The following is a 19,313-nucleotide window of genomic DNA, read 5'->3' as shown; positions in this document are numbered from 1 at the left end:
GAATTAACGGCGCAGTAATTACCGGTCGGGGGTTTAACCGCGCCATTTTTTGGTCAATACTGATTCCGCTGTGATCCATTTCACACGTCGGAAAAGGTGGCCGAATGCGCACGCTGACACGCCTGGGAACCTGCACCGCCACAGTCACGCTGCTGATCGCGCCGTCCTCGAGTTTGGCCATCGGGGCCGCGGCCGCCGAGGGCGGCGGCACCACCGTCGCGTTCGACAACTACTTGCGGCGTTGCGATTTCAGCAAGGTCGCCATCGCACCCCAGGTGCCGGGCCCGATGCTCGGCAGCGGTTCGGCAATCGTCCGCACCAGCGGGAACCGGGCCGTCGCCGAGGTGCATCTGGTCGACGGGCCCGAGCCGGGCATGCATTACGACGTCGGCATCATCGAAGAACCCCGCCCGGCCTCGTCGACCTGCGGACCCGGGGACCCGGGGACCGCGTTTACCGGCATGGATCTCGACGGCGCGGGGAACGGAACGGCCACCGTTACCGACACCCTGCACCCGGGCACGACCGGCATATGGATGATTATCGAGCGGCCGAATGCGAACTCACAAAACCCGGCCGAGTTCTATACGTCCGAGTTCCTGGTGCCGGTGCGGGCGTAAACCAACGCCGTCAACCTCTGCACAATCGCCCCGGGCGAAACAGGGACTTCGGTCCCTATCTTGACGCTCGCGGCAAATGCTGCGATGGAGGTATCGACGGGGCGAGAGGAAACAGTGTCGGCGCCAAACGAGGAGACAAGGCAGCAACCGATCGCGGCGGGTGAAGCCACCGGCGACATCGGTTCGGTACTGCCTGCCGACCCGCACGACGAGATCGACGCATCGTCGGCCGTCGCCGAGGCGGCCGCGACGCTGGCCCGCGGCTCGGCCATGCTCGTGGTGAAGCGGGGTCCCAACGTGGGCGCGAAGTTCGAGCTGAACCAGCCGGTGATGAACGCGGGGCGGCACCCGGCCAGCGACATCTTTCTCGACGACATCACGGTCAGCCGCAGGCACGCCGAATTCCACGCCGCGAATGGCGAATTCCGCGTCGTCGATCGCGGCAGCCTGAACGGCACCTATCTCAACCGCGCCGCCGTCGACTCTGCGGTGCTGACCAACGGCGACCTGCTCCAGATCGGCAATTTCCGGCTGATCTTCCTCACCGCCGCGGGCGGCTGACACTCGGTGACCGCCCCGCTCGGCGCGTAGCGTCTGACTGATGAGTGACTACGCCGTCGAGGCGGTGGACCGCCTGCCGTTTTCCACCGATGAGAAATCCCAGCGCTACGCGACGGAGAACTACCGCGGAGCCGTGGGCCTCAATTGGTACCTCACCGATCCCACGCTGCGATTCACCATGGCCTACTATCTCGAGCCCGAGGAACTGGAACTGGCCGAGCGTCACTTGACGCGCATCGGTGAACTGATGGGCGGCCCGGTGGCTCGGTGGGCCGAAGAGACCGATCGCAACCCACCGCAGCTGCAGCGCTACGACCGGTGGGGTCACGACATCAGTGAGGTCGTGATGCCGGCCTCCTTCACGCAGTCCAAGCGTGCGGTTCTGGATGCCCAGCAGGCGCTGCGAACCGAGGCACGCGAGGCGAAGATCAGCTCGTCGCTGCCGATGTTCGCGTCGAATTACCTGCTCAACCAAGCCGATATCGGGATGGGTTGCGCGTTGGGCACCGGCGGCGGCATGGTCCAGTCGCTGGTGGCCGCCTACGCGCCACCCGATGTGGCCGAACACGTGCTGGCTAAATTCGCCTCGGGCGAGTGGGCCGGCGAGACGGCGCAGCTGCTGACCGAACGCACCGGCGGCTCCGACTTGGGCGCGCTGGAAACCACCGCTCGACGCGTCAGCGGCGAAAATGGCCAAGCGTGGTTGCTGAACGGCTTCAAGTGGTTCGCATCCAACTGCGCCGGGGAGGCGTTCGTGGTCTTGGCGAAACCCGAAGGGGCGCCGGATACTTCGCGGGGCGTCGCCAACTTCCTGGTGCTGCGCACGCGGCGCGACGGTTCGCGCAACGGGGTCCGGGTCCGGCGGCTGAAGGACAAGCTGGGCACCCGCTCGGTGGCGTCCGGTGAGGTCGAATTCGTTGACGCCGAAGCGTTTTTGCTGTCCGGTGAGCCCACCGACGCCGCCGGCCCGTCGGACGGCAAGGGGCTGGGACGCATGATGGAGCTGACCAACGCCGCGCGCCTGGGCATCGCCTTGTTCGGGCTCGGTAACGCGCGACGCGCCCTGGTCGAATCGCTGTGCTACGCCCGGCAACGGCGGGCATTCGGCGGCGCGCTCATCGACAAGCCGCTGATGCGACGCAAACTCGCCGAGATGATCGTCGACGTCGAGGCCGCGCAGGCGTTGGTGTTCGACGGCACCGGCGCCACCAACCATCGTCAGCCGCGCAGCATGCGGCAACGGATCGCCGTGCCGGTCACCAAGCTCAAGGTGTGCCGGCTGGGGATCACCGCGGCGTCGGATGCGATCGAAATCCACGGCGGCAACGGCTATATCGAGACCTGGCCGGTAGCGCGGCTGCTGCGTGACGCTCAGGTCAACACCATCTGGGAGGGCCCGGACAACATTCTGTGCCTGGATGTGCGACGGGGGATCGAGCAGACGCGCGCGCACGAGACGCTGTTGGCCCGGCTGCGCGATGCGGTGTCGGTCGCCGACGACGGCGAAGCCGCCCGGCTGGTCGCCGGCCGGATCGAGGACCTCGACGCGGCGATCACCGCATGGACCAAGCTCGACAGACAGGTGGCCGAGGCGCGGCTGTTTGCGCTGGCCCAATTCATGGGTGACGTCTATGCCGGTGCGTTGCTCATCGAGCAGGCGGCCTGGGAGCGCGCCACGCGCGGTGGTGAGCGAAAGGCGCTCGTCGCGCGACTGTACGCGCAGCGCTATCTCGCCGATCGCGGGGCGCTGCGCGGTATCGACTCCGACTCCGACGAGGCGCTGGAGCGCTTCGACGAACTGCTGGACGGCGCGTTGAAGATATAGGCGAGGCGCAATGGCTAGTCACCGGTTATACCGACCCAATCCCCAACTCGCCCAGCACATCGAGTATTTCGGCTACTGGGACGGCGCAGGCGCAACCGGCCCACACGCCAGCCGCGCGCTGCCGCGAGGAGCGGTCACCGCGATCATTGACGTCGATGGCCGCACCGACCTCGGCTTCTACGCCTCCGACGGCCACACACCGATGACGGTCCCGTCCGCGTTCGCCGCCGGTGCGGGCGTGGCCTCCTACGTCATCCGGGTCGGGCCCGACCGCAGCATCATGACCATCCATTTCCGGCCCGCGGGTGCTTTGGCATTCCTCGGGTATCCGCTGGGCGACCTGGAGGATGCCCTCGTCGGACTGCAGGATCTGTGGGGTTCGAGCGCAGAGCGGCTGCGCGAGCAACTCAGCGCGGCCGGCTCGGCATCACGGCGGGTGGCGTTGCTGGAGACGTTCCTGATCCAGCGGATACGCCCGCACGCCGAAGGGCCGGATCCGCGGCTGGCGTCGGTATTGCGCTCCGCTGATCTCGACCCGTCCATGCGGGTATCGAAAGCTCAACTGCTGACCGGCCTTTCACGTAAGAGGTTCACCGCGCTGTTCCGTTCCGAAGTCGGACTGTCCCCGAAGGCCTACCTTCGGGTGCGCCGTTTGCAGGCGGCCCTGCGCGCGCTCAGCACCCCGGCGCGGGGCGCGGCGATCGCGGCCGACCTCGGATATTTCGACCAGCCCCACTTCGTGCGCGAGTTCGGCTCGTTCACGGGTTTTTCGCCCACGCAGTACCCGCGGCGACGATCGTCGATGCCCGGACATGTCCAACTGGGCGCGGTGCCGGACTGATTCGCGAACGAGGCCAAAATATCCAAGCCGCACCGCCGCGCAGCGCCGATGATGGCGTCATGGACAACCTCGATGCGGTCGCGGACACCGGCCTGTTGGTCGCGGCGATCCGCGCCCACGAAACCGCCCGGGACGACCGGCTTTTCGCCGACCCCTTCGCCGAACGGCTGGCCGGCGACCGCGGACGCGAGTTGCTTGCGGCGGCCCTGACCGAAACCGGGGAACGGTCCACCGTGCAGATCGTCGTGCGCACCCGATTCTGGGACGAGGCGCTGCTGCGAGCCGCACAGAAGGCCCGGCAGATCGTCATCCTTGCTGCCGGCATGGACGCCCGTGCGTACCGGCTGTCCTGGCCCGACGGCACCGTCGTCTACGAGCTGGACCAGCCGGAGGTGTTGTCGGCAAAAGCCAGTCTGCTTGCCGGTGATCCGCCGCGGTGCCGGCGCGTCCCGGTGAGCGTCGACCTGGCCGACGACTGGCCGGCCGCCATAAGCTCCGCCGGCCTGGATTCATCGGCGCCGACGGTGTGGCTGATCGAAGGGCTGTTGCAGTACCTGGACACGACCGCGGTGGATGCGTTGTTCGATCGTGTCGACGCGCTCGCGGCGCCCGGCTCGGTCCTGCTCTACGACGTCGTCGGCAAAACGCTCCTGGAATCGGCGGCCATGGCGCCGCTGCTCGAGTCGATGGCGCGCAACGGCGCCCCGTGGCTCTTCGGCACCGACGAGCCGGGCCGGTTGGCGCAACGCCTTGGCTGGTCGGCAACGGTCACCGACGTCGCGGAACCCGGGAATCGGTACGGCCGCTGGTATGCGCCGGCGGCGCCGATGGACGTGGCGACGGCGCCTCGCGGCTATTTCGTCGAAGCCACCAAGTAGCGCGAACGGTCCGGTCGAGTCAGCATCGACTGGACCGCTTCAACGAACTGCTCGAGGGTGCGTTCCGGCGCGGGGCCGGTAGGTAAGGGACGCCAGGCCGTTGCCCACGGTGCGCGTCCCGGCAAGGCGCATGTCCTTCTTAGCGCTGGTGGCGCCGAAGAGGCGCTCGCCAACGCCAAGCACGAACGGGAACATTGTCATCCGCAACTCGTCGACCAGGTCGTGTTCTACCAACGTGTGCACCAGCTGGAAGCTCCCGTAGACGACTATGTGTCCCTTGATCTTTCGGCGCAACGCGGTGGCCTCGCGCACAGCGTTTCCCGTAAGCACTGTGGTGTTGTTCCACTCCGGGGCATGAAGCGTCGCCGACACCACGTACTTGGGCATACCGTTCAATCGGTCCGCCCACTGGCCCGTGCGGGATGGCCAGCGCGCGCCGAAGAATTCATAGGTCCGCCGACCCAGCAGCAGGGCCTCAGCCCCTAGCGCCTCATCGAGGCCGACCCTGGCCCACTCTTCATGGTCCGTGTTGTCGATCTGGCCGAACCAGCCACCGACCCTGAAACCCTCGGCACCGGTCGGGTCCTGGACGACGCCGTCTAGCGAGACGTTCGCGCTGACAATGATTTTTCCCATGTAATAGAGACACCGCCCCGGGTGCGGTCGGGTCGGTGTCTACACGAACGGAGGTGACGCGAGGGTGCTTGGCGAGGATCTGCTGTCCAGGGCACGCGCCGGGAACGGCGAAGCGTTCCGGGAGCTGATCGACCCGTACCGCGGGGAGCTGCAGGTGCACTGCTACCGGATGCTCGGATCCCTGCAGGACGCCGAAGACACCCTGCAGGACACGTTGCTGGCCGCGTGGCAAGGCCTGGCGGGTTTCGAGGGCCGCTCCTCGGTGCGCACCTGGCTCTACCGGATCGCCACAAACCGCTGTCTCAACGTCCGACGTTCGGCAAGCCGACGCCCGGCCAAGGATTGGGACGTGCCCGATGTCGAACCCCCCGAGCCGACCCGGCTCGGTGAAATCGTCTGGCTCGAACCGTTTCCTGACGGGCCGGAAGCCCGCTACGAGCAAAGCGAAGCCATCTCACTGGCATTCATTGTCGCCCTTCAGGTCCTGCCCCCTCGTCAGGTCGCGGTACTCGTGTTGCGCGACGTCCTCGGATTCCACACGACCGAGGTGGCCGACATGCTCAACTCGACGGTGGAATCGGTCAAGAGCGCCCTTAAGCGAGCGCGCACCGGGCTGCGGCACAGCCTGGCCGCCGCCCATGACCGTCAACCGCCACCCGACCGCGGCTCAGCGGTCGAGGAGACGGTGGTGGCGAAGTTCGTCCACGCGTGGGAGTCCGCGGACCTCGAAGCGCTGGTGGCTCTGTTGACCAACGACGTCTTCATGTCGATGCCACCGATGCCGTTCGAATACGAGGGCCGAGACGTGGTCGCCCGATTCTGTGCGTCGCTCTTCGCCGCGGGCCGCAGATTCGACTTGGTGCCGACGCGAGCCAACGGTCAGCCCGCGTTCGGCGCGTACCTGCGCCGCCCATCCGGAATCAGCCACGGAGTCGGCCTGTATGTCCTTGGCCTCGCGAGCGATCGGATCTGCGCGATGACACGCTTCGACAACAGTCTGCTGCCCTGGTTCGGGCTACCGCGATCGTTGGTCGCGTGATCGTCGAGTATCGGCATCGAAGATGCTTCGGGAAACGTGATAGCGGATGCGCTAGCACTTTTCGAAGTCGATTATTGCCTGGACAGGCGCCGCCAATCTCTAGATCGGGATGAGACCGTGCTTACGCGCCGTGCGGAACCACAGTTGCTTCTCCCGCAGCAGTCTCATCGACTTGCGCAGCAGCAGCCTGGTCTCGTGCGGGTCGATGACGGCATCGATGAAGCCGCGCTCAGCGGCGGTCCACGGGATCGCCATGTTGAGGTTGTAGCCCTCGATGAAGTCCTTCTTGATCTGCTGCGCCTCGGGCGTGGTGGGGTCGGGGAACCGCTTCATCAGCAGCTGCGCGGCCCCTTCCGCGCCGATCACCGCGATGCGCGCGGTCGGCCACGCGAAGTTGAAGTCGGCGGTCAGCTGCCGCGACCCCATGACGGCGTAGGCGCCGCCGTATGACTTGCGGACGGTGATCGTCACCTTCGGCACGTCGGCCTCGACGACCGAGTACAGGAACCGGCCGCCGCGTTTGATGATGCCGTTCTTCTCCTGCTCGGCGCCCGGCAGGAAGCCAGGCGTGTCCACCACGAACACCAGCGGGATGTTGAACGCGTCGCAGAACCGGATGAATCGCGCCGCCTTGTCGGAGGCCTCGTTGTCGATCGACCCTGACAGGTGCATGGGCTGGTTGGCGATCACGCCCACCGGGCGTCCGTCGACGCGGGCGTACCCGGTGATGATGGCCGGCCCGTGTTGCGCGGCGACCTCGAGGAAGTCGCCGTCGTCGAAGATCCGCAACAGGATCTCGTGCATGTCGTAGGCCATGTTGTCCGAGTCCGGCACGATCGTGTCGAGCTCCAGATCGGTCGGGGTCGTCTCCGGCTCCAGGCCGGGGTTGACGATCGGCGGCTCGCTGACGGCGCTCGACGGCAGGAACGACAGGAAGTCGCGGACGTACTGGAACGCCTCGGCCTCGGAGTTCACCACCTGGTGGATGTTGCCGTAGCGGGCCTGCGCGTCCGAACCACCGAGCTCGTCGAGCGTGACGTCCTCGCCGGTGACTTCCCGGATCACGTCGGGGCCGGTGACGAAGAAGTAGCCCTGGTCGCGCACCGAGACCAGCAGGTCGTCCTGGATCGGTGAATACACCGCTCCCCCAGCGCATTTGCCGAAGATGAGGGAGATCTGCGGCACCAGGCCGCTCAAAGCCTCGTGGCGGCGGCCCAGCTCGGCGTACCAGGCCAGCGAGGTGACCGCGTCCTGGATGCGCGCGCCACCCGAGTCCTGGATGCCGATGATCGGGCAGCCGACCATCGCGCACCACTCCATCAGGCGCGCGACCTTGCGGCCGAACATCTCGCCGACCGTGCCCTGGAACACGGTCTGGTCGTGGGAGAACACCCCGACCGGCCGGCCGTCGATCATGGCGTGTCCGGTGATGCAGCCGTCACCGTAGAGCGCGTTGGGGTCGTTGGGCGTTTTGGCCAGCGCCCCGACTTCCAGGAAGGTGCCCGGGTCGACCAGGGCGTGCACCCGCGCGCGGGCGCTCGGGATGCCCTTCTTGTCGCGCTTGGCGGCGGCTTTCTCACCACCGGGCTCTTTGGCCAACTCCAGGCGAGCTCGGAGCTCGGCCAGCTTCTCGGCGGTGGTGTGCTGAATGGGAGCTGCCTCCGGAGCTGGCACGGTCTCCGTCACTACTTGCCCACCTCACTCGTCTGACTGGTTTCGGCCTCCACCTTATTCAGCACGTCGGCGAGGTGAGCACCGACCTTGCCGATGATCGGTTCGTCGATGGCCTGGATGTGCTCGCCGCCGATCGGAACCACCTCGAGGTCCGCTACGTACTCGCCCCAGCCGCCGTCGGGCTGACGGATCGCGTAGCGCGGCTCGAACTGGATGACGTCATCGTGGTAGCGATCGGCCATGTACAGGGTGACGTGCCCGTCGTACGGCTCGATCTGGACGGTCTCGAGCGCCCGGTTGTCCAGGTAGGACGTCCGCTGGTGCTCGACGATGCCGCCCGGGATCTGCACGCCGCTCTGCTGGACGATGTCCAGGACGAACTTGACCTGTCCCTCGTCGTCGAGCGCTTCCAGCTGCTCGTAGGGGATCGCGGGAATCTCGACGTTGAAGGTGCGCTCGGCGAATTTCGCGTACCGGTCCCAGCGCTTGCGGGTCTCCTCCTGCGTCTGCGGGATTTCCTCGCCGGCGCGCACCGTGTCGATCATCCCGACGAAGCGCACGTCGGCGCCCGCCCGCTTCAGGCCGATCGCGCAGGCGTACGCCAGCGCGCCGCCGAGCGACCACCCGGCCAGGATGAACGGCTTGCCCTCGTTCATCTCCAACAGCTTCGGCACATACTGGGCGGCCCGTTCCTGCACGGTGCCCTCGACGCGCTCGAAGCCATACATCGGCGTGTCCGCCGGCAACCGCTTCAGCAGCGGCTCGTAGACCACGGTCGAACCGCCGGCCGGGTGGAACACGAACACGGGTATCTGCGACTCGTTCTGCGGGGCCCGCAGGGTGCGGACGAAGCCGTCGATCTGACCGGCCTCCAAGTACTGACGGACCTTTTCGGCCAGCGCTTCGATGGTCTCCGACGTCTGGACGTCCTCGGCGGTGATGGCGCCCTCGGCGCGCTCCGAGAGCCGCTGCGCCATCTTGGCCGCGGTGTCTGCGTCCAGCTTGGGCAGCGGATTGAAGATGCCGCCCGGCGACTTGCCCGTGACGATCGCCCAGGTGGCGAAGGTGACGCGCTCGGCGGCATCACGCGGTGGCACATCGGAATTCAGTGCCTTGGCCACCGCCTCCTGGCTGAGCGCACCCGCCAGGTCCGGCTTCGCGCCGTTCGTCGCCGCGCCCTTCGGGCCGGACGGATCCGTCGGCGGCGGCGGAATCGTCGCGTCCGACGGCGGCTCCGGCTGGGTCTCGGGCTCCGCCTGCGGGTCCGGTGCGGGTGCGGCGGCCGATGTCGGCGTCGCCCCGCTGAGCAGCTGGGCCTGCTCTTTGGCGATCTCCTCGGGCGTCAACGTCTTCTGGTGCTCGTACAGCTGCTCGACCTCGTCGCGGTGTTCGACCGCGTACTCGATCAGCTTCTCGACGGCGTACAGGTTGGCGTCGCGCACCGCGGTCAACTGGATGGGCGGCATGTCGAAGTCGTATTCGACGCGGTTCTTGATCCGCACCGCCATCAGCGAGTCGAGGCCGAGCTCGATCAGCGGCACCTCCCACGGCAGGTCCTCGGGCTCGTAACCCATGGCCGCCGAGACGATCATGCCCAGCCGCTCGCCGATGGTCTCGCCCGAATCCGGTGTCCACCTGCCCACGTTGGATGGCAGGTAGCGGTTGGTCAGGCTGTCCGACAGCGTCTCGGCGTCGTCCGGCTCGGCCGGCGCCGCGGGTGCCTCGATCGCGGCGGTCGTGGTCGGCGCGGCGATGGTCGCACCGGCGCCCACCGCTGTGGGCAGCGCGGCCACACTCTGGCCCGCCCGCGACACCAGCGCGTCGTAGACCAGGGTGAAGGACTCGTCGATGCGGGCGTGCACCTGCACCGAGGCGCCACCGGGGTGCCGGGTCATCGTGGTCACCAGTCGGGCACCCGCGCCGGGCACCGCGCGCTGCTCGGATGCCACCAGCTGAGCATCCGAAAGCACCTGTGTGGCAGCGGATCTCACCAACGCGGCCAGATCGGTGTCGCCGTTGCGCGGCGCGTACTCCCAGACGTGCCGGCCGTCCGGCAGCGCGACGTGTGTCCCCGGCATGATCACCGAGCCGTCGCCGGAGAAGTGCACGTCGAGCCAGTGCTCTTTGCGTTTGAACTTCGTCGGCGGGATGTTCGCGTAGTCCTCGGGGCCCTGCGCCCGGGTGAACAAGGTGCGGATGTCCAGGTCGTGGCCGTGGACGAAGAGCTGGGCCATCGCCGAGATCATCGACTCGACGTCGTCCTGCTTGCGGGCCAGCGTCGGAATCAGTTGGGCGTCATGCAGACCCGCGGCCGCGGTGGTCAGGCCGATCTGCATCAGCGCCACCGGGTTGGGCGCGAGCTCCAGGAAAGTGGTGTGGCCGCTGTCGACGGCGTTGCGCACGCCGTGGGTGAAGTAGACCGAATGCCGCATTCCCTTGACCCAGTAGGCGACATCGTGGACGGGCTCGCCGCCCGGCTTGATGTAGGTGCCCTCGTGCACGGTAGAGAAGATTCCGACCGTCGGGCTCAGCGGGTGGATGCCCTGCAGCTCGGCGGAGAACTCACCGAGCAGCGGATCCATCTGCGAGGTGTGGCCCGCACCCTTGGTCTGCAGCTTGCGGGCGAAGCGGCCCTCGGCCTCCGCGCGGGCGACGATCGCGTCGATCTGGTCCGGCGGGCCGCCGATCACGGTCTGGCTGGGCGCGGCGTAGACGCACACCTCCAGGCCGGGGAAGTCGCCGAACACCGTCTTGAGCTCGTCGGCGGAGTACTCGACGAGCGCCATGAAGCGGATGTACTCGCCGAACAGCATCGACTCGCCCTCGCCCATCAGGTGCGAGCGCGACGCGATCACGCGGGCCGCGTCCGCCAGCGACAGGCCGCCGGCGAAGTACGCCGACGCGGGTTCGCCGAGCGACTGGCCGATCACCGCAGCGGGTTTGGCGCCGTGGTGCTTGAGCAACTCGCCCAGCGCGATCTGGATCGCGAAGATGACGACGTTGCTGGTTTCGATGCCGTAGTCGACCGAGTCGTCGAGGATCAACTCGAGCACCGAGTAACCGCGCTCGTCCTGGATCAGCGCGTCGACCTTCTCGATCCACTCAGCGAAGACCTCGTTGCGCAGGTACAGGTTCTTGCCCATCTTGCGGTGCTGCGCACCGAAACCGGCCATCGCCCACACCGGACCGCTGGTCACCGGCCCGTCGGTGCTGAACACGTTGGGGCGCTGCTTGCCCTCGGCGATCGCGCGCAGGCCCTTGACGGCCTCTTCATGGTCGTGGGCCAGCACCACCGCACGCGAACGGCCGTGGTTGCGCCGCGACAGCGCCCGGCCAATGGATTCCAGCGACGACGCCTGCCCCTCCGCGCTCTCCATCCAGTCCGCGAGCTCGGCGGCCGCGACCTTCTTGCGCGACGTCAGGAACGCCGACACGGCCAGCGGAATCAGTGGCGCTGATTCCTCTTGTGCGGCAAGCTCTTCCAGCGCGATCGCTTTGAGGCGCAGCGCCTCGTCGGTGACACCGGGAAGGTCGTATTCCTCTTCCTCCACCTCGGAGGGGTCCGGAATGATGTTGCCGAAGTCGTCGAACCGCAGCGAGTGGCTTTCCATCGTGGGCGCCTCGGCCGCGTCGGCGGTGGGGGCGGCCGCGACGGGCTGCGGCTCGGCTTCGCGCTCGATGACGTCGCGGGGCAGCACCTCGCGCACCACCAGGTGGGCGTTGGCGCCACCGAAGCCGAAACTGGACACGCCGGCCAGGGCGTAGCCCCCGTAGCGCGGCCAATCGCTGGCGCTGTCAACGACTTTCAGCCGCATGCCGTCGAAGTCGATGTAGGGGCTGGGACCGGCGAAGTTGATGGACGGCGGCAGCTTGTCGTGCTGCAACGCCAGCACCACCTTGGCCAGGCTCGCCGCGCCGGCGGCCGACTCCAGGTGTCCCACATTGGTTTTCACCGCACCCAGCAGCGCGGGACGGTCGGCGGGGCGACCCCGCCCGACGACGCGGCCCAGTGCCTCGGCCTCGATCGGGTCACCGAGGACGGTGCCGGTGCCGTGCGCCTCGATGTAGTCGACGGTGCGCGGATCGATCCCGGCGTCCTTGTAGGCCCGGCGCAACACCTCGGCCTGGGCGTCCTGGTTGGGGGCGATCAGGCCGTTGGACCGGCCGTCGTGGTTGACCGCGCTGCCCGCGATGACGGCGAGGATCTGATCGCCGTCGCGGCGGGCGTCGTCGACCCGCTTGAGCACGAACATGCCGCCACCCTCGGACCGCGTGTAGCCGTCGGCGTCCGAGGAGAACGACTTGATCCGGCCGTCGGGGGCCAGCACCGCGCCGATCTCGTCGAATCCGAGCGTCACCAACGGCGTGAGCAGCGCGTTGACGCCACCGGCGACCGCCACATCGCACTCGCCGTTGCGCAGCGCCTGCACCGCCTGATGCGTCGCCACCAGCGAGCTCGAGCAGGCGGTGTCCAGCGCCACCGACGGTCCGCGGAAGTCGTAGAAGTAGGACACCCGGTTGGCGATGATCGAGCTGGCCGTGCCGGTGATCGCGTACGGGTGCGCGACGGTGGGGTCGGACACCGCCAGGAATTGGTAGTCGTTGTTGGAGAAGCCGACGTACACGCCGACGGCCTCGCCGCGCAGGCTCGACGCCGGGATGCGCGCGTGCTCGAGCGCCTCCCAGGTGAGCTCCAGCGCCATCCGCTGCTGCGGGTCGATGTTGTCGGCCTCGGTCTTGGCGACCGCGAAGAACTCCGAGTCGAAGCCCTTGATGTCCTTCAGGTAGCCGCCCCGGGTACGCGCGGTGCCGACGCGCGCCGCGATGCGCGGCTCCTCGAGGAATTCCGACCAGCGGCCCTCGGGCAGATCGGTGATGGCGTCGCGACCCTCCATCAGCGCCGCCCAGGTCTCGTCGGGGGAGTTCATGTCGCCGGGCAGCCGGGTCGACAGGCCCACGATCGCGATGTCGACGCGTTCGGCCGGGCCGGTACGCGTCCAGTCGGCGCCGTCGAGTTCGTCGTCGGCGACCTCGGGTTCGCCCTCGATGATGCGGGTGGCCAGCGATTCGATGGTCGGGTGCTGGAACGCCACCGCGACCGACAGCGTCACGCCGGTCATGTCCTCGATGTCGGCGGCCATCGCCACGGCGTCCCGCGACGCCAGGCCCAGCTCGACCATCGGCACCGACTCATCGATCTCGTCGGGTGATTTCCCGACCGCCCGGCCCACCCAGTTGCGCAGCCATTCGCGCATCTCGGGCACGGTCATGTCGGTGCCCTTGGCGGGGGGTGCGGCGGGCTCCTGTTCGCCCGGGGTGTGGTTTTCGGGGTTCTCGGTGTCAGCCATGGTCCTCAGGAATTCAGTCAGTGGAGCTGGCGAACGCCGTCGGCGAACCGACGCCGCTTCGCAGACTGCCGTCGAGGTAGGCCGCGCGGCAGGCGCGGTGCCCGATCTTGCCGCTGGAGGTACGCGGGATCGTTCCCGACTGCACCAGCAGCAGGTCGCGCACGGTGACGCCGTGGCGCACGGCGATCGCGGCCCGGATGTCGTCGGCGATGGGCTGGTAGTCCAGCTTGTGCGAGCCGGCCGCGCGCTCGGCGACGATCACCAGCTGCTCGGAGACGTCGTCAGGGTCGTACTTGATGCCGGCGTGCGGGTTGTCGAACACTTCCTTCGGTAACTGGTTCGCCGGCACCGAGAAGGCGGCCACGTAGCCGGTGCGCAGCGCCTTGCTGGCCTCCTGCGCCGAGTACTCCAGGTCCTGCGGGTAGTGGTTGCGGCCGTCGATGATGACCAGGTCCTTGATGCGGCCTGCGATGTAGAGGTGGCCCTTGTGGTAGGTGCCGTAGTCGCCGGTCTTGACCCAGGTGCCGTCGTCGGGGGCACCCTCGGCGTGTGACTGGCTGATCCGCGACTTGAGGATGTTGCGGAAGACGTCGTTGGTCTCGCCTTCCCGGCCCCAGTAGCCGGTGCCCAGGTTTTTCCCGTGCAGCCAGATCTCGCCGATCTGATCGTCCGGCAGCTCGCTGGCGGTCTCCGGGTCGACGATGACGGCCCACTCGTCGACGCCGATGATGCCGGCCGAGACCTGCGGGACGGCCTTCGGCGAATCGGCGGGCACCTCGACGAAGCGCTGCTTGTTCAGCTCGTCGCGGTCGACGTGGATGACCGTGGGCGCCTCGTCCATCGGCGTCGTGGAGACGAACAGCGTCGCCTCGGCCAGGCCGTAGGACGGCTTGATCGCGGTCTCCCGCAGACCGTAGGGCGCAAACGCCTCGTAGAACTTGCGCATCGATGCCGGGGACACCGGCTCGCTGCCGTTGAGGATCGCCTTGACGTTGCTCAGGTCCAGCGGCGGCTCACCCTCCTTGGGCACCCCGCGGACCGCCGCGTGCTCGAACGCGAAGTTCGGCGCGACGGTGAAGACCTCGCTGTCGGGATCGTCCTCGGGCTTGCGCGCCATCTCGCGGATCCAGCGGCCCGGGCGGCGCACGAAGGCGGCCGGCGTCATGAAGGTGAAGTTATGGCCCAGCACCGGCGAGAGCAGCGCCGTGATCAGCCCCATGTCGTGGAAGAACGGCAGCCAGCTCAGCCCGCGGTCGCCCTCCTTGCCTTCCAGGCCGTTGAGCACCTGCAACACGTTGGTGGGCAGGTTGAGGTGGGTGATCTGCACGCCGGTCGGGGTGCGGGTGGAGCCGGACGTGTACTGCAGGTAGGCGATGGTGTCCTCTTCGGCCTCCGGCGGCTCCCACGTCGACGCGACCTCGTTGGGGACCGCGTCGACCGCGATCACGCGGGGCCGTTCCTTGGCCGAACGGGCGCGGATGAACTTGCGGACGCCCTCGGCGGCGTCGGTGGTGGTCAGGATCGTCGAGGGGGCGCAGTCATCGAGGACGGCGTGCAGGCGGCCGACGTGACCCGGCTCGGCGGGGTCGAACAACGGCACCGCGATGCGGCCGGCGTACAGCGCACCGAAGAACGCGATGAGGTAGTCGAGGTTCTGCGGGCACAGGACGGCGATGCGGTCGCCCGGCTGGGTGACCTGCTGCAGGCGGGCGCCCACGGCCCGGTTGCGGGCGCTGAAGTCGCGCCACACGATGTCGCGGTACTCGCCGTCGCGTTCGGTGGAGAAGTCGACGAACCGATAGGCGAGCTTGTCGCCGCGAACCCTCGCCCACTTTTCAACGTGCTTGACCAGGTTCGTGTTGTCCGGGAACTTGATCTTTCCATTCACGATGAACGGGTTGTGGTACGCCATGCCGCTCTCCTGTCACGCCTGTTTTCGGTCGGCTAGGCCGACTCGTTGTCCCTAGGTCGGCTCCGCCGACGGCTTCGTTCCTCAGCCGGCCATGCCGCCGGTTGCATGTCTGGTCACACGCGCCGGACCTCGCACGGCACCCGTCGAGAACGCCGGTGATGTGCCAGCCCTAGCCAGCATCCACCCGATCGGGTGCGCGACAAAGGTCCGATAGCTCTTAAATTCCTCTTAATGTTACGGGGCCGCCTACGGCAGACCAAATCACAAGGTACCGCTGATCGGCATCGGCAACCGCTACCTGAGGCTTGTGTCCGGCCAGCCCGATCATCCGTGTTTTGGTTGTGGCGCATTTGCGATCAGACCGTGAGCCCAGTTGAGCGTCCAGTCGGTCGCCGGCGCCCCGTCGATGCTCCAGCATTGCGTCGTCGCGTACAGCGCGTGGACCGGCTGACCGGCTCCGCCGGCCAAGGTGTTCAGCGTGGTCGGCAGGTTCGCAATGCTGAACGCCTCCTCGGGAGCGGCGCAGATCAGGTCGCCCGGCGCGCAGATTTCATTGGTCTTGCCGTTGAGGTCGCCGAAACCGCCGGGGCGCTCACCGGTCATGGTGAGGCCCATTCCGGACAGGATGGGCACCTCGTGCAACGTGATCTCGGCGCCCTGCCCCGGCGGGTTGGGCCCGATGTCGTTGCCGACGCCGATCTGGCGACGACCGTCAGCGATCAACGTCACACCCAACACCAGGTCGTCGTCGACGGGTCCGCGCCCGTTGCCGATGTCGCTGGCGATGTCGCCCATGATCACGGCGCCCTGCGAAAAGCCCATCAGCACGTAGCTGGTCAACGGGCACTTGGCGTTCATGTCGGTCATCGCCTGCACGGTCGCGCGGGTGCCTTCGGCGCGGCTGGCGTTGTAGGACATCTGCGTGTCGCCGCTCAGCGGATTGTGAAACTGCGCGGTGTACGGCGTGGTGAAGGCCTGCACCCGCGACGACGGGAACTGCTGGGTGAGGGTCGCGGTCGCCTTGTGCAGCAGCGCGTTGGGGAATTGGACGGGGTTGCCGGGGTCGTCCTGCACCGAGGACTCCCACGTGCCGGGGACGTTGACCAGGAGGACGTCGGGGCACGAAGCGTCCTGAGACGCGGGCCGCGGCTTGTGCGGGTGCGTCGTCGTCGACGACGGGGGCAGGACCCCGGGTGGGACCGCGCTCGGCTCCGAGGAGTGCCCGCGCAGCAAGGTCACCGCGGCCAGGATGCCAAGCAGGACGACGGCGGCGACGGACAGTGCGGCGATCCAGGCGAGGGTGCGTTGCCGCTTACGCCGCGCGCTTGTAGCCATGTTCTCCTGCCAGCAGTGTCGGTGGAACGCAGCTACGCGGTCCTCCCGACCCCTGCTGCACCCCCTACACGGTACCGGCTCGGCCGGGTGGGCCGGCCGGCCAGCGACCCGCAGCGGGCGGCATCGCCGCGCTCGCGATCGGCGCTAGCCCAATGGCGCCGACCCGCGGCGCCCGGCTTCGCCGCGCTCGCGATCGGCGCTAGCGAATGGCTCCGACGATCTCGCCCGACATCGCCCTGAGCTGCCCCGACCACGAACCCCAGCCGTTGTCGCCGCCGCCGGGGAAGTCGAAGTGGCCGTTGTGGCCGCCGTTGCTGCGGTACTGCTGATAGAACATCCGGCTGTTGCCCATCGCCTGGGCGGCCTGGCCGATCATCGCGGCGGGATCGCTGGCGCTGTCGTTCGTCGGGCTGTAGACCCAGACGCGGGTGTTGTTCTGCGCCAGCAGCGAGGAGTGCACGTAGGGGTCGTGCCACTTCCACCGGCCCAGCTGCGGGGCTCCCCACATGCCGTTGCCGTCCACACCGCCGAACTGCTGCAGACCCGCCAGGATCGCGCCGTTGGTCGTGGTGTCCGACGGGTAGAGGAACCCGGACAGCGAGCCTGCGAAGCCGTAGCGGTCGGGGTGGAATGCGGCCAGCGCCATCGCGCCGTAACCGCCCTGCGCGGCACCGACGGCGGCGTGCCCGCCGGGCGCCAGGCCCTTGTTGGCGGCCAGCCAGTCGGGCAGCTCGCTGGACAGGAAGGTGTCCCACTGCTTGCTACCGTCCTGCTCCCAGTTGGTGTACATGCTGTACGCGCCGCCGGCGGGCGCCGCGACCGAGATCCCCTTGCCCGCCAGCGTGTTCATCGCGTTCCCCGCGGTCACCCAGTTGCTGACGTCCGGTGCGGCGTCGAACGCATCCAGTAGCACGACCATGTGCGGGCCACCGGCCATGAAGGCCACCGGAATGTCGCGGCCCATCGCCGCCGACGGAACCATCAGGCTTTCGTAGCCTGCCGCTCTGGCCTTGCCGACGGTTGCCGCGGGCTGTAGCGCGAAGGCCAACCCGACCGCCAGCACGGCTACGCAGAACACCCGGAAAAGCGCCGACATACCCCGCACGACCGTCATGTCCACCCTCCATCGTGTAGTCGCTGAAAGCACATTAGCCAGGGCCGTGGTTCCCCCGCTCGCCGGGTAGTGAAACACGTCACATACCCCGAAAGACTAGCGGCGGGAACCCCGAAGGGTTCCCGCCGCTCGTCGTTCTGCTTGGCAGTGCTTAGGTGCCCTGGCCGTTGCCGGCGTTGCCGGCGTTGGCGGCCGTGGCCGGACCCGCGCCCGGGGTGGCGCCCAGCGTCGACTGCAGGTCGGGCAGCATGGCGTGCACCTGCGCGCCCCAATACGGCCAGTCGTGGGTGCCGTTGGCGTCGAAGTTCCACACCGCGTTGTGGCCACCCGCGGCGTTGTAGGCGTCCTGGAACTTCAGGTTGGAAGTCCGCACGAAGCCCTCGAGGAACTTCGCCGGCAGGTTGTCCCCACCCAGGTCCGACGGCTTGCCGTTACCGCAGTACACCCAGATGCGGGTGTTGTTGGCGACCAGCTTGCCGACCTGAAGCGACGGGTCGTTGCGGGCCCAGGCCGGGTCCTCCTTCGGACCCCACATGTCGGCGGCTTTGTAGCCACCGGCGTCACCCATGGCCAGGCCGATCAGCGACGGGCCCATCCCCTGCGACGGGTCCAGCAGCGCCGACAGCGAGCCGGCGTAAACGAACTGCTGCGGGTGGTAGGCGGCCAGGATCAGCGCGGACGAACCGGCCATCGACAGACCGACCACGGCGCTGCCGGTCGGCTTCACCTGCTTCTGCGACGAAAGGTACTGGGGCAGCTCGCTGGTGAGGAAGGTCTCCCACTTGTAGGTGGTGCAGCCGGCCTTACCGCAGGCGGGCTTGTACCAGTCGGAGTAGAAGCTGGACTGGCCACCGACCGGCATGACAACCGAAATGCCGGACTGGAGGTACCACTCGAACACCGGGGTGTTGATGTCCCAACCGTTGAAGTCGTCCTGCGCGCGCATACCGTCGAGCAGGTAGAGCGCCGGCGAGTCGGCGCCACCGCTCTGGAACTGAACCTTGATGTCGCGGCCCATTGCGGCGGACGGAACCTGCAGGTACTCCACCGGCAGACCCGGGCGCGAGAAGGCCCCGGCGGTCGCCGAGCCTCCGACGGCGCCAATCAGGCCCGAGAGCAGCGCCGCACCCGCGGCCGCCACGACGAGCCGGCGCGGCATACCCGCCACGGCGCCGCGCAATCTGTCGACAAGCGTCATCCTTGCTTCCTCATCCTTCTTGCGGCCTTTCGGCGCATTTCACCGATCGGTCACTGTCTTGATTGGTCAAACTGCCTGCACGGACCCGAATGCACGGCTCCTTCTCGGGCCGTCCCGGCCCGCATCGTCGCCACGCCAAGCGCAGGAGTGCTCGTGTAGTCAACCACACGATGCGCCATTCGGTCGCATCGAGTCGCGGGCACCAACCGTCGAGCGGCCCACCTACCCAGCGGTTTTCAATTGAAACATGTGTCTAAAAGGCGGCGTTTGCACATGTGCTTGGCGGCCATTGCCAGCTGGTGAGAGGCCAAATGTGATGTTGCTGCCATTCT

At 67.9% G+C, this 19,313-nt stretch carries 13 protein-coding genes; 6 read left to right on the top strand and 7 right to left on the bottom strand.

The genetic code is table 11. The features are described from left to right. Window positions 1–104: 104 nt before the first annotated feature. The 5 genes from AC5Y7E_RS02145 to AC5Y7E_RS02125 all read left to right on the top strand — a co-directional run bounded on the left by AC5Y7E_RS02145 (window position 105) and on the right by AC5Y7E_RS02125 (window position 4,725). Window positions 105–620: a hypothetical protein gene (locus AC5Y7E_RS02145; protein ID WP_499917257.1), complete on the top strand. Its 516-nt coding sequence runs from the start codon at window positions 105–107 to the stop codon at window positions 618–620. Between the two features lie 84 nt (window positions 621–704). Further along, window positions 705–1,181 (top strand): FHA domain-containing protein, encoded by a 477-nt coding sequence (locus AC5Y7E_RS02140; RefSeq protein ID WP_499917258.1) that lies wholly within the window; start codon window positions 705–707, stop codon window positions 1,179–1,181. A gap of 40 nt (window positions 1,182–1,221) precedes the next feature. Next, window positions 1,222–3,006 carry an acyl-CoA dehydrogenase family protein gene (locus AC5Y7E_RS02135; RefSeq protein WP_499917259.1) on the top strand — a complete coding sequence of 595 codons (1,785 nt, stop codon included), beginning with the start codon at window positions 1,222–1,224 and terminating at the stop codon, window positions 3,004–3,006. Window positions 3,007–3,016: 10 nt separating this feature from the next. Next, a complete protein-coding gene (locus tag AC5Y7E_RS02130; RefSeq protein ID WP_499917260.1) occupies window positions 3,017–3,847 on the top strand; it encodes a helix-turn-helix domain-containing protein in 831 nt (276 codons plus the stop codon). A 59-nt stretch (window positions 3,848–3,906) separates the two neighbouring features. Then, on the top strand, window positions 3,907–4,725 hold the full coding sequence (locus AC5Y7E_RS02125) for an SAM-dependent methyltransferase (protein ID WP_499917261.1): 819 nt from the start codon (window positions 3,907–3,909) through the stop codon (window positions 4,723–4,725). 39 nt (window positions 4,726–4,764) lie between these two features. Here the strand turns inward: AC5Y7E_RS02125 and AC5Y7E_RS02120 are convergent, their stop codons facing one another. Then, window positions 4,765–5,361 (bottom strand): dihydrofolate reductase family protein, encoded by a 597-nt coding sequence (locus AC5Y7E_RS02120; protein WP_076055668.1) that lies wholly within the window; start codon window positions 5,359–5,361, stop codon window positions 4,765–4,767. Window positions 5,362–5,425: 64 nt separating this feature from the next. Between AC5Y7E_RS02120 and AC5Y7E_RS02115 the strand changes: the two genes are divergently transcribed. After that, window positions 5,426–6,400 carry a sigma-70 family RNA polymerase sigma factor gene (locus tag AC5Y7E_RS02115; RefSeq protein WP_499917262.1) on the top strand — a complete coding sequence of 325 codons (975 nt, stop codon included), beginning with the start codon at window positions 5,426–5,428 and terminating at the stop codon, window positions 6,398–6,400. Between the two features lie 99 nt (window positions 6,401–6,499). On the opposite strand, the gene AC5Y7E_RS02110 is transcribed toward AC5Y7E_RS02115, so the two are convergent. From AC5Y7E_RS02110 to ag85A, 6 genes are all read right to left on the bottom strand, one after another. Then, entirely contained in the window at window positions 6,500–8,074 is a 1,575-nt protein-coding gene (locus AC5Y7E_RS02110) for an acyl-CoA carboxylase subunit beta (protein ID WP_499917658.1), read from the bottom strand. An 11-nt stretch (window positions 8,075–8,085) separates the two neighbouring features. Continuing rightward, window positions 8,086–13,344 carry a polyketide synthase Pks13 gene (pks13, locus tag AC5Y7E_RS02105; RefSeq protein ID WP_499947557.1) on the bottom strand — a complete coding sequence of 1,753 codons (5,259 nt, stop codon included), beginning with the start codon at window positions 13,342–13,344 and terminating at the stop codon, window positions 8,086–8,088. A 91-nt stretch (window positions 13,345–13,435) separates the two neighbouring features. Continuing rightward, window positions 13,436–15,334: a long-chain-fatty-acid--AMP ligase FadD32 gene (fadD32, locus tag AC5Y7E_RS02100; RefSeq protein WP_499917263.1), complete on the bottom strand. Its 1,899-nt coding sequence runs from the start codon at window positions 15,332–15,334 to the stop codon at window positions 13,436–13,438. Between the two features lie 324 nt (window positions 15,335–15,658). Next, window positions 15,659–16,669: a carboxylesterase Culp6 gene (gene culp6, locus AC5Y7E_RS02095; RefSeq protein ID WP_499917264.1), complete on the bottom strand. Its 1,011-nt coding sequence runs from the start codon at window positions 16,667–16,669 to the stop codon at window positions 15,659–15,661. Window positions 16,670–16,868: 199 nt separating this feature from the next. Further along, on the bottom strand, window positions 16,869–17,774 hold the full coding sequence (locus tag AC5Y7E_RS02090; RefSeq protein WP_499947556.1) for an alpha/beta hydrolase-fold protein: 906 nt from the start codon (window positions 17,772–17,774) through the stop codon (window positions 16,869–16,871). 160 nt (window positions 17,775–17,934) lie between these two features. Continuing rightward, window positions 17,935–18,981, bottom strand: coding sequence for a diacylglycerol acyltransferase/mycolyltransferase Ag85A (gene ag85A / locus AC5Y7E_RS02085; RefSeq protein WP_499917265.1), 1,047 nt, complete (start codon window positions 18,979–18,981; stop codon window positions 17,935–17,937). Between the last annotated feature and the right edge of the window lie 332 nt (window positions 18,982–19,313).

Source organism: Mycobacterium sp. NGS17 (genome assembly GCF_059813205.1).
Note: the sequence above shows the minus strand (reverse complement) of the source record. Positions and strands in the feature narration are given on the sequence as shown.

Excerpts from the sequence above, each read along its gene's own strand:
- AC5Y7E_RS02145 (WP_499917257.1), top strand. The coding sequence starts at position 105 with ATGCGCACGCTGACACGCCTGGGAACCTGCACCGCCACAGTCACGCTG.
- AC5Y7E_RS02140 (WP_499917258.1), top strand. The coding sequence starts at position 705 with ATGGAGGTATCGACGGGGCGAGAGGAAACAGTGTCGGCGCCAAACGAG.
- AC5Y7E_RS02135 (WP_499917259.1), top strand. The coding sequence starts at position 1,222 with ATGAGTGACTACGCCGTCGAGGCGGTGGACCGCCTGCCGTTTTCCACC.
- AC5Y7E_RS02130 (WP_499917260.1), top strand. The coding sequence starts at position 3,017 with ATGGCTAGTCACCGGTTATACCGACCCAATCCCCAACTCGCCCAGCAC.
- AC5Y7E_RS02125 (WP_499917261.1), top strand. The coding sequence starts at position 3,907 with ATGGACAACCTCGATGCGGTCGCGGACACCGGCCTGTTGGTCGCGGCG.
- AC5Y7E_RS02120 (WP_076055668.1), bottom strand. The coding sequence starts at position 5,361 with ATGGGAAAAATCATTGTCAGCGCGAACGTCTCGCTAGACGGCGTCGTC.
- pks13 (WP_499947557.1), bottom strand. The coding sequence starts at position 13,344 with ATGACCGTGCCCGAGATGCGCGAATGGCTGCGCAACTGGGTGGGCCGG.
- fadD32 (WP_499917263.1), bottom strand. The coding sequence starts at position 15,334 with ATGGCGTACCACAACCCGTTCATCGTGAATGGAAAGATCAAGTTCCCG.
- culp6 (WP_499917264.1), bottom strand. The coding sequence starts at position 16,669 with ATGGCTACAAGCGCGCGGCGTAAGCGGCAACGCACCCTCGCCTGGATC.
- ag85A (WP_499917265.1), bottom strand. The coding sequence starts at position 18,981 with ATGACGCTTGTCGACAGATTGCGCGGCGCCGTGGCGGGTATGCCGCGC.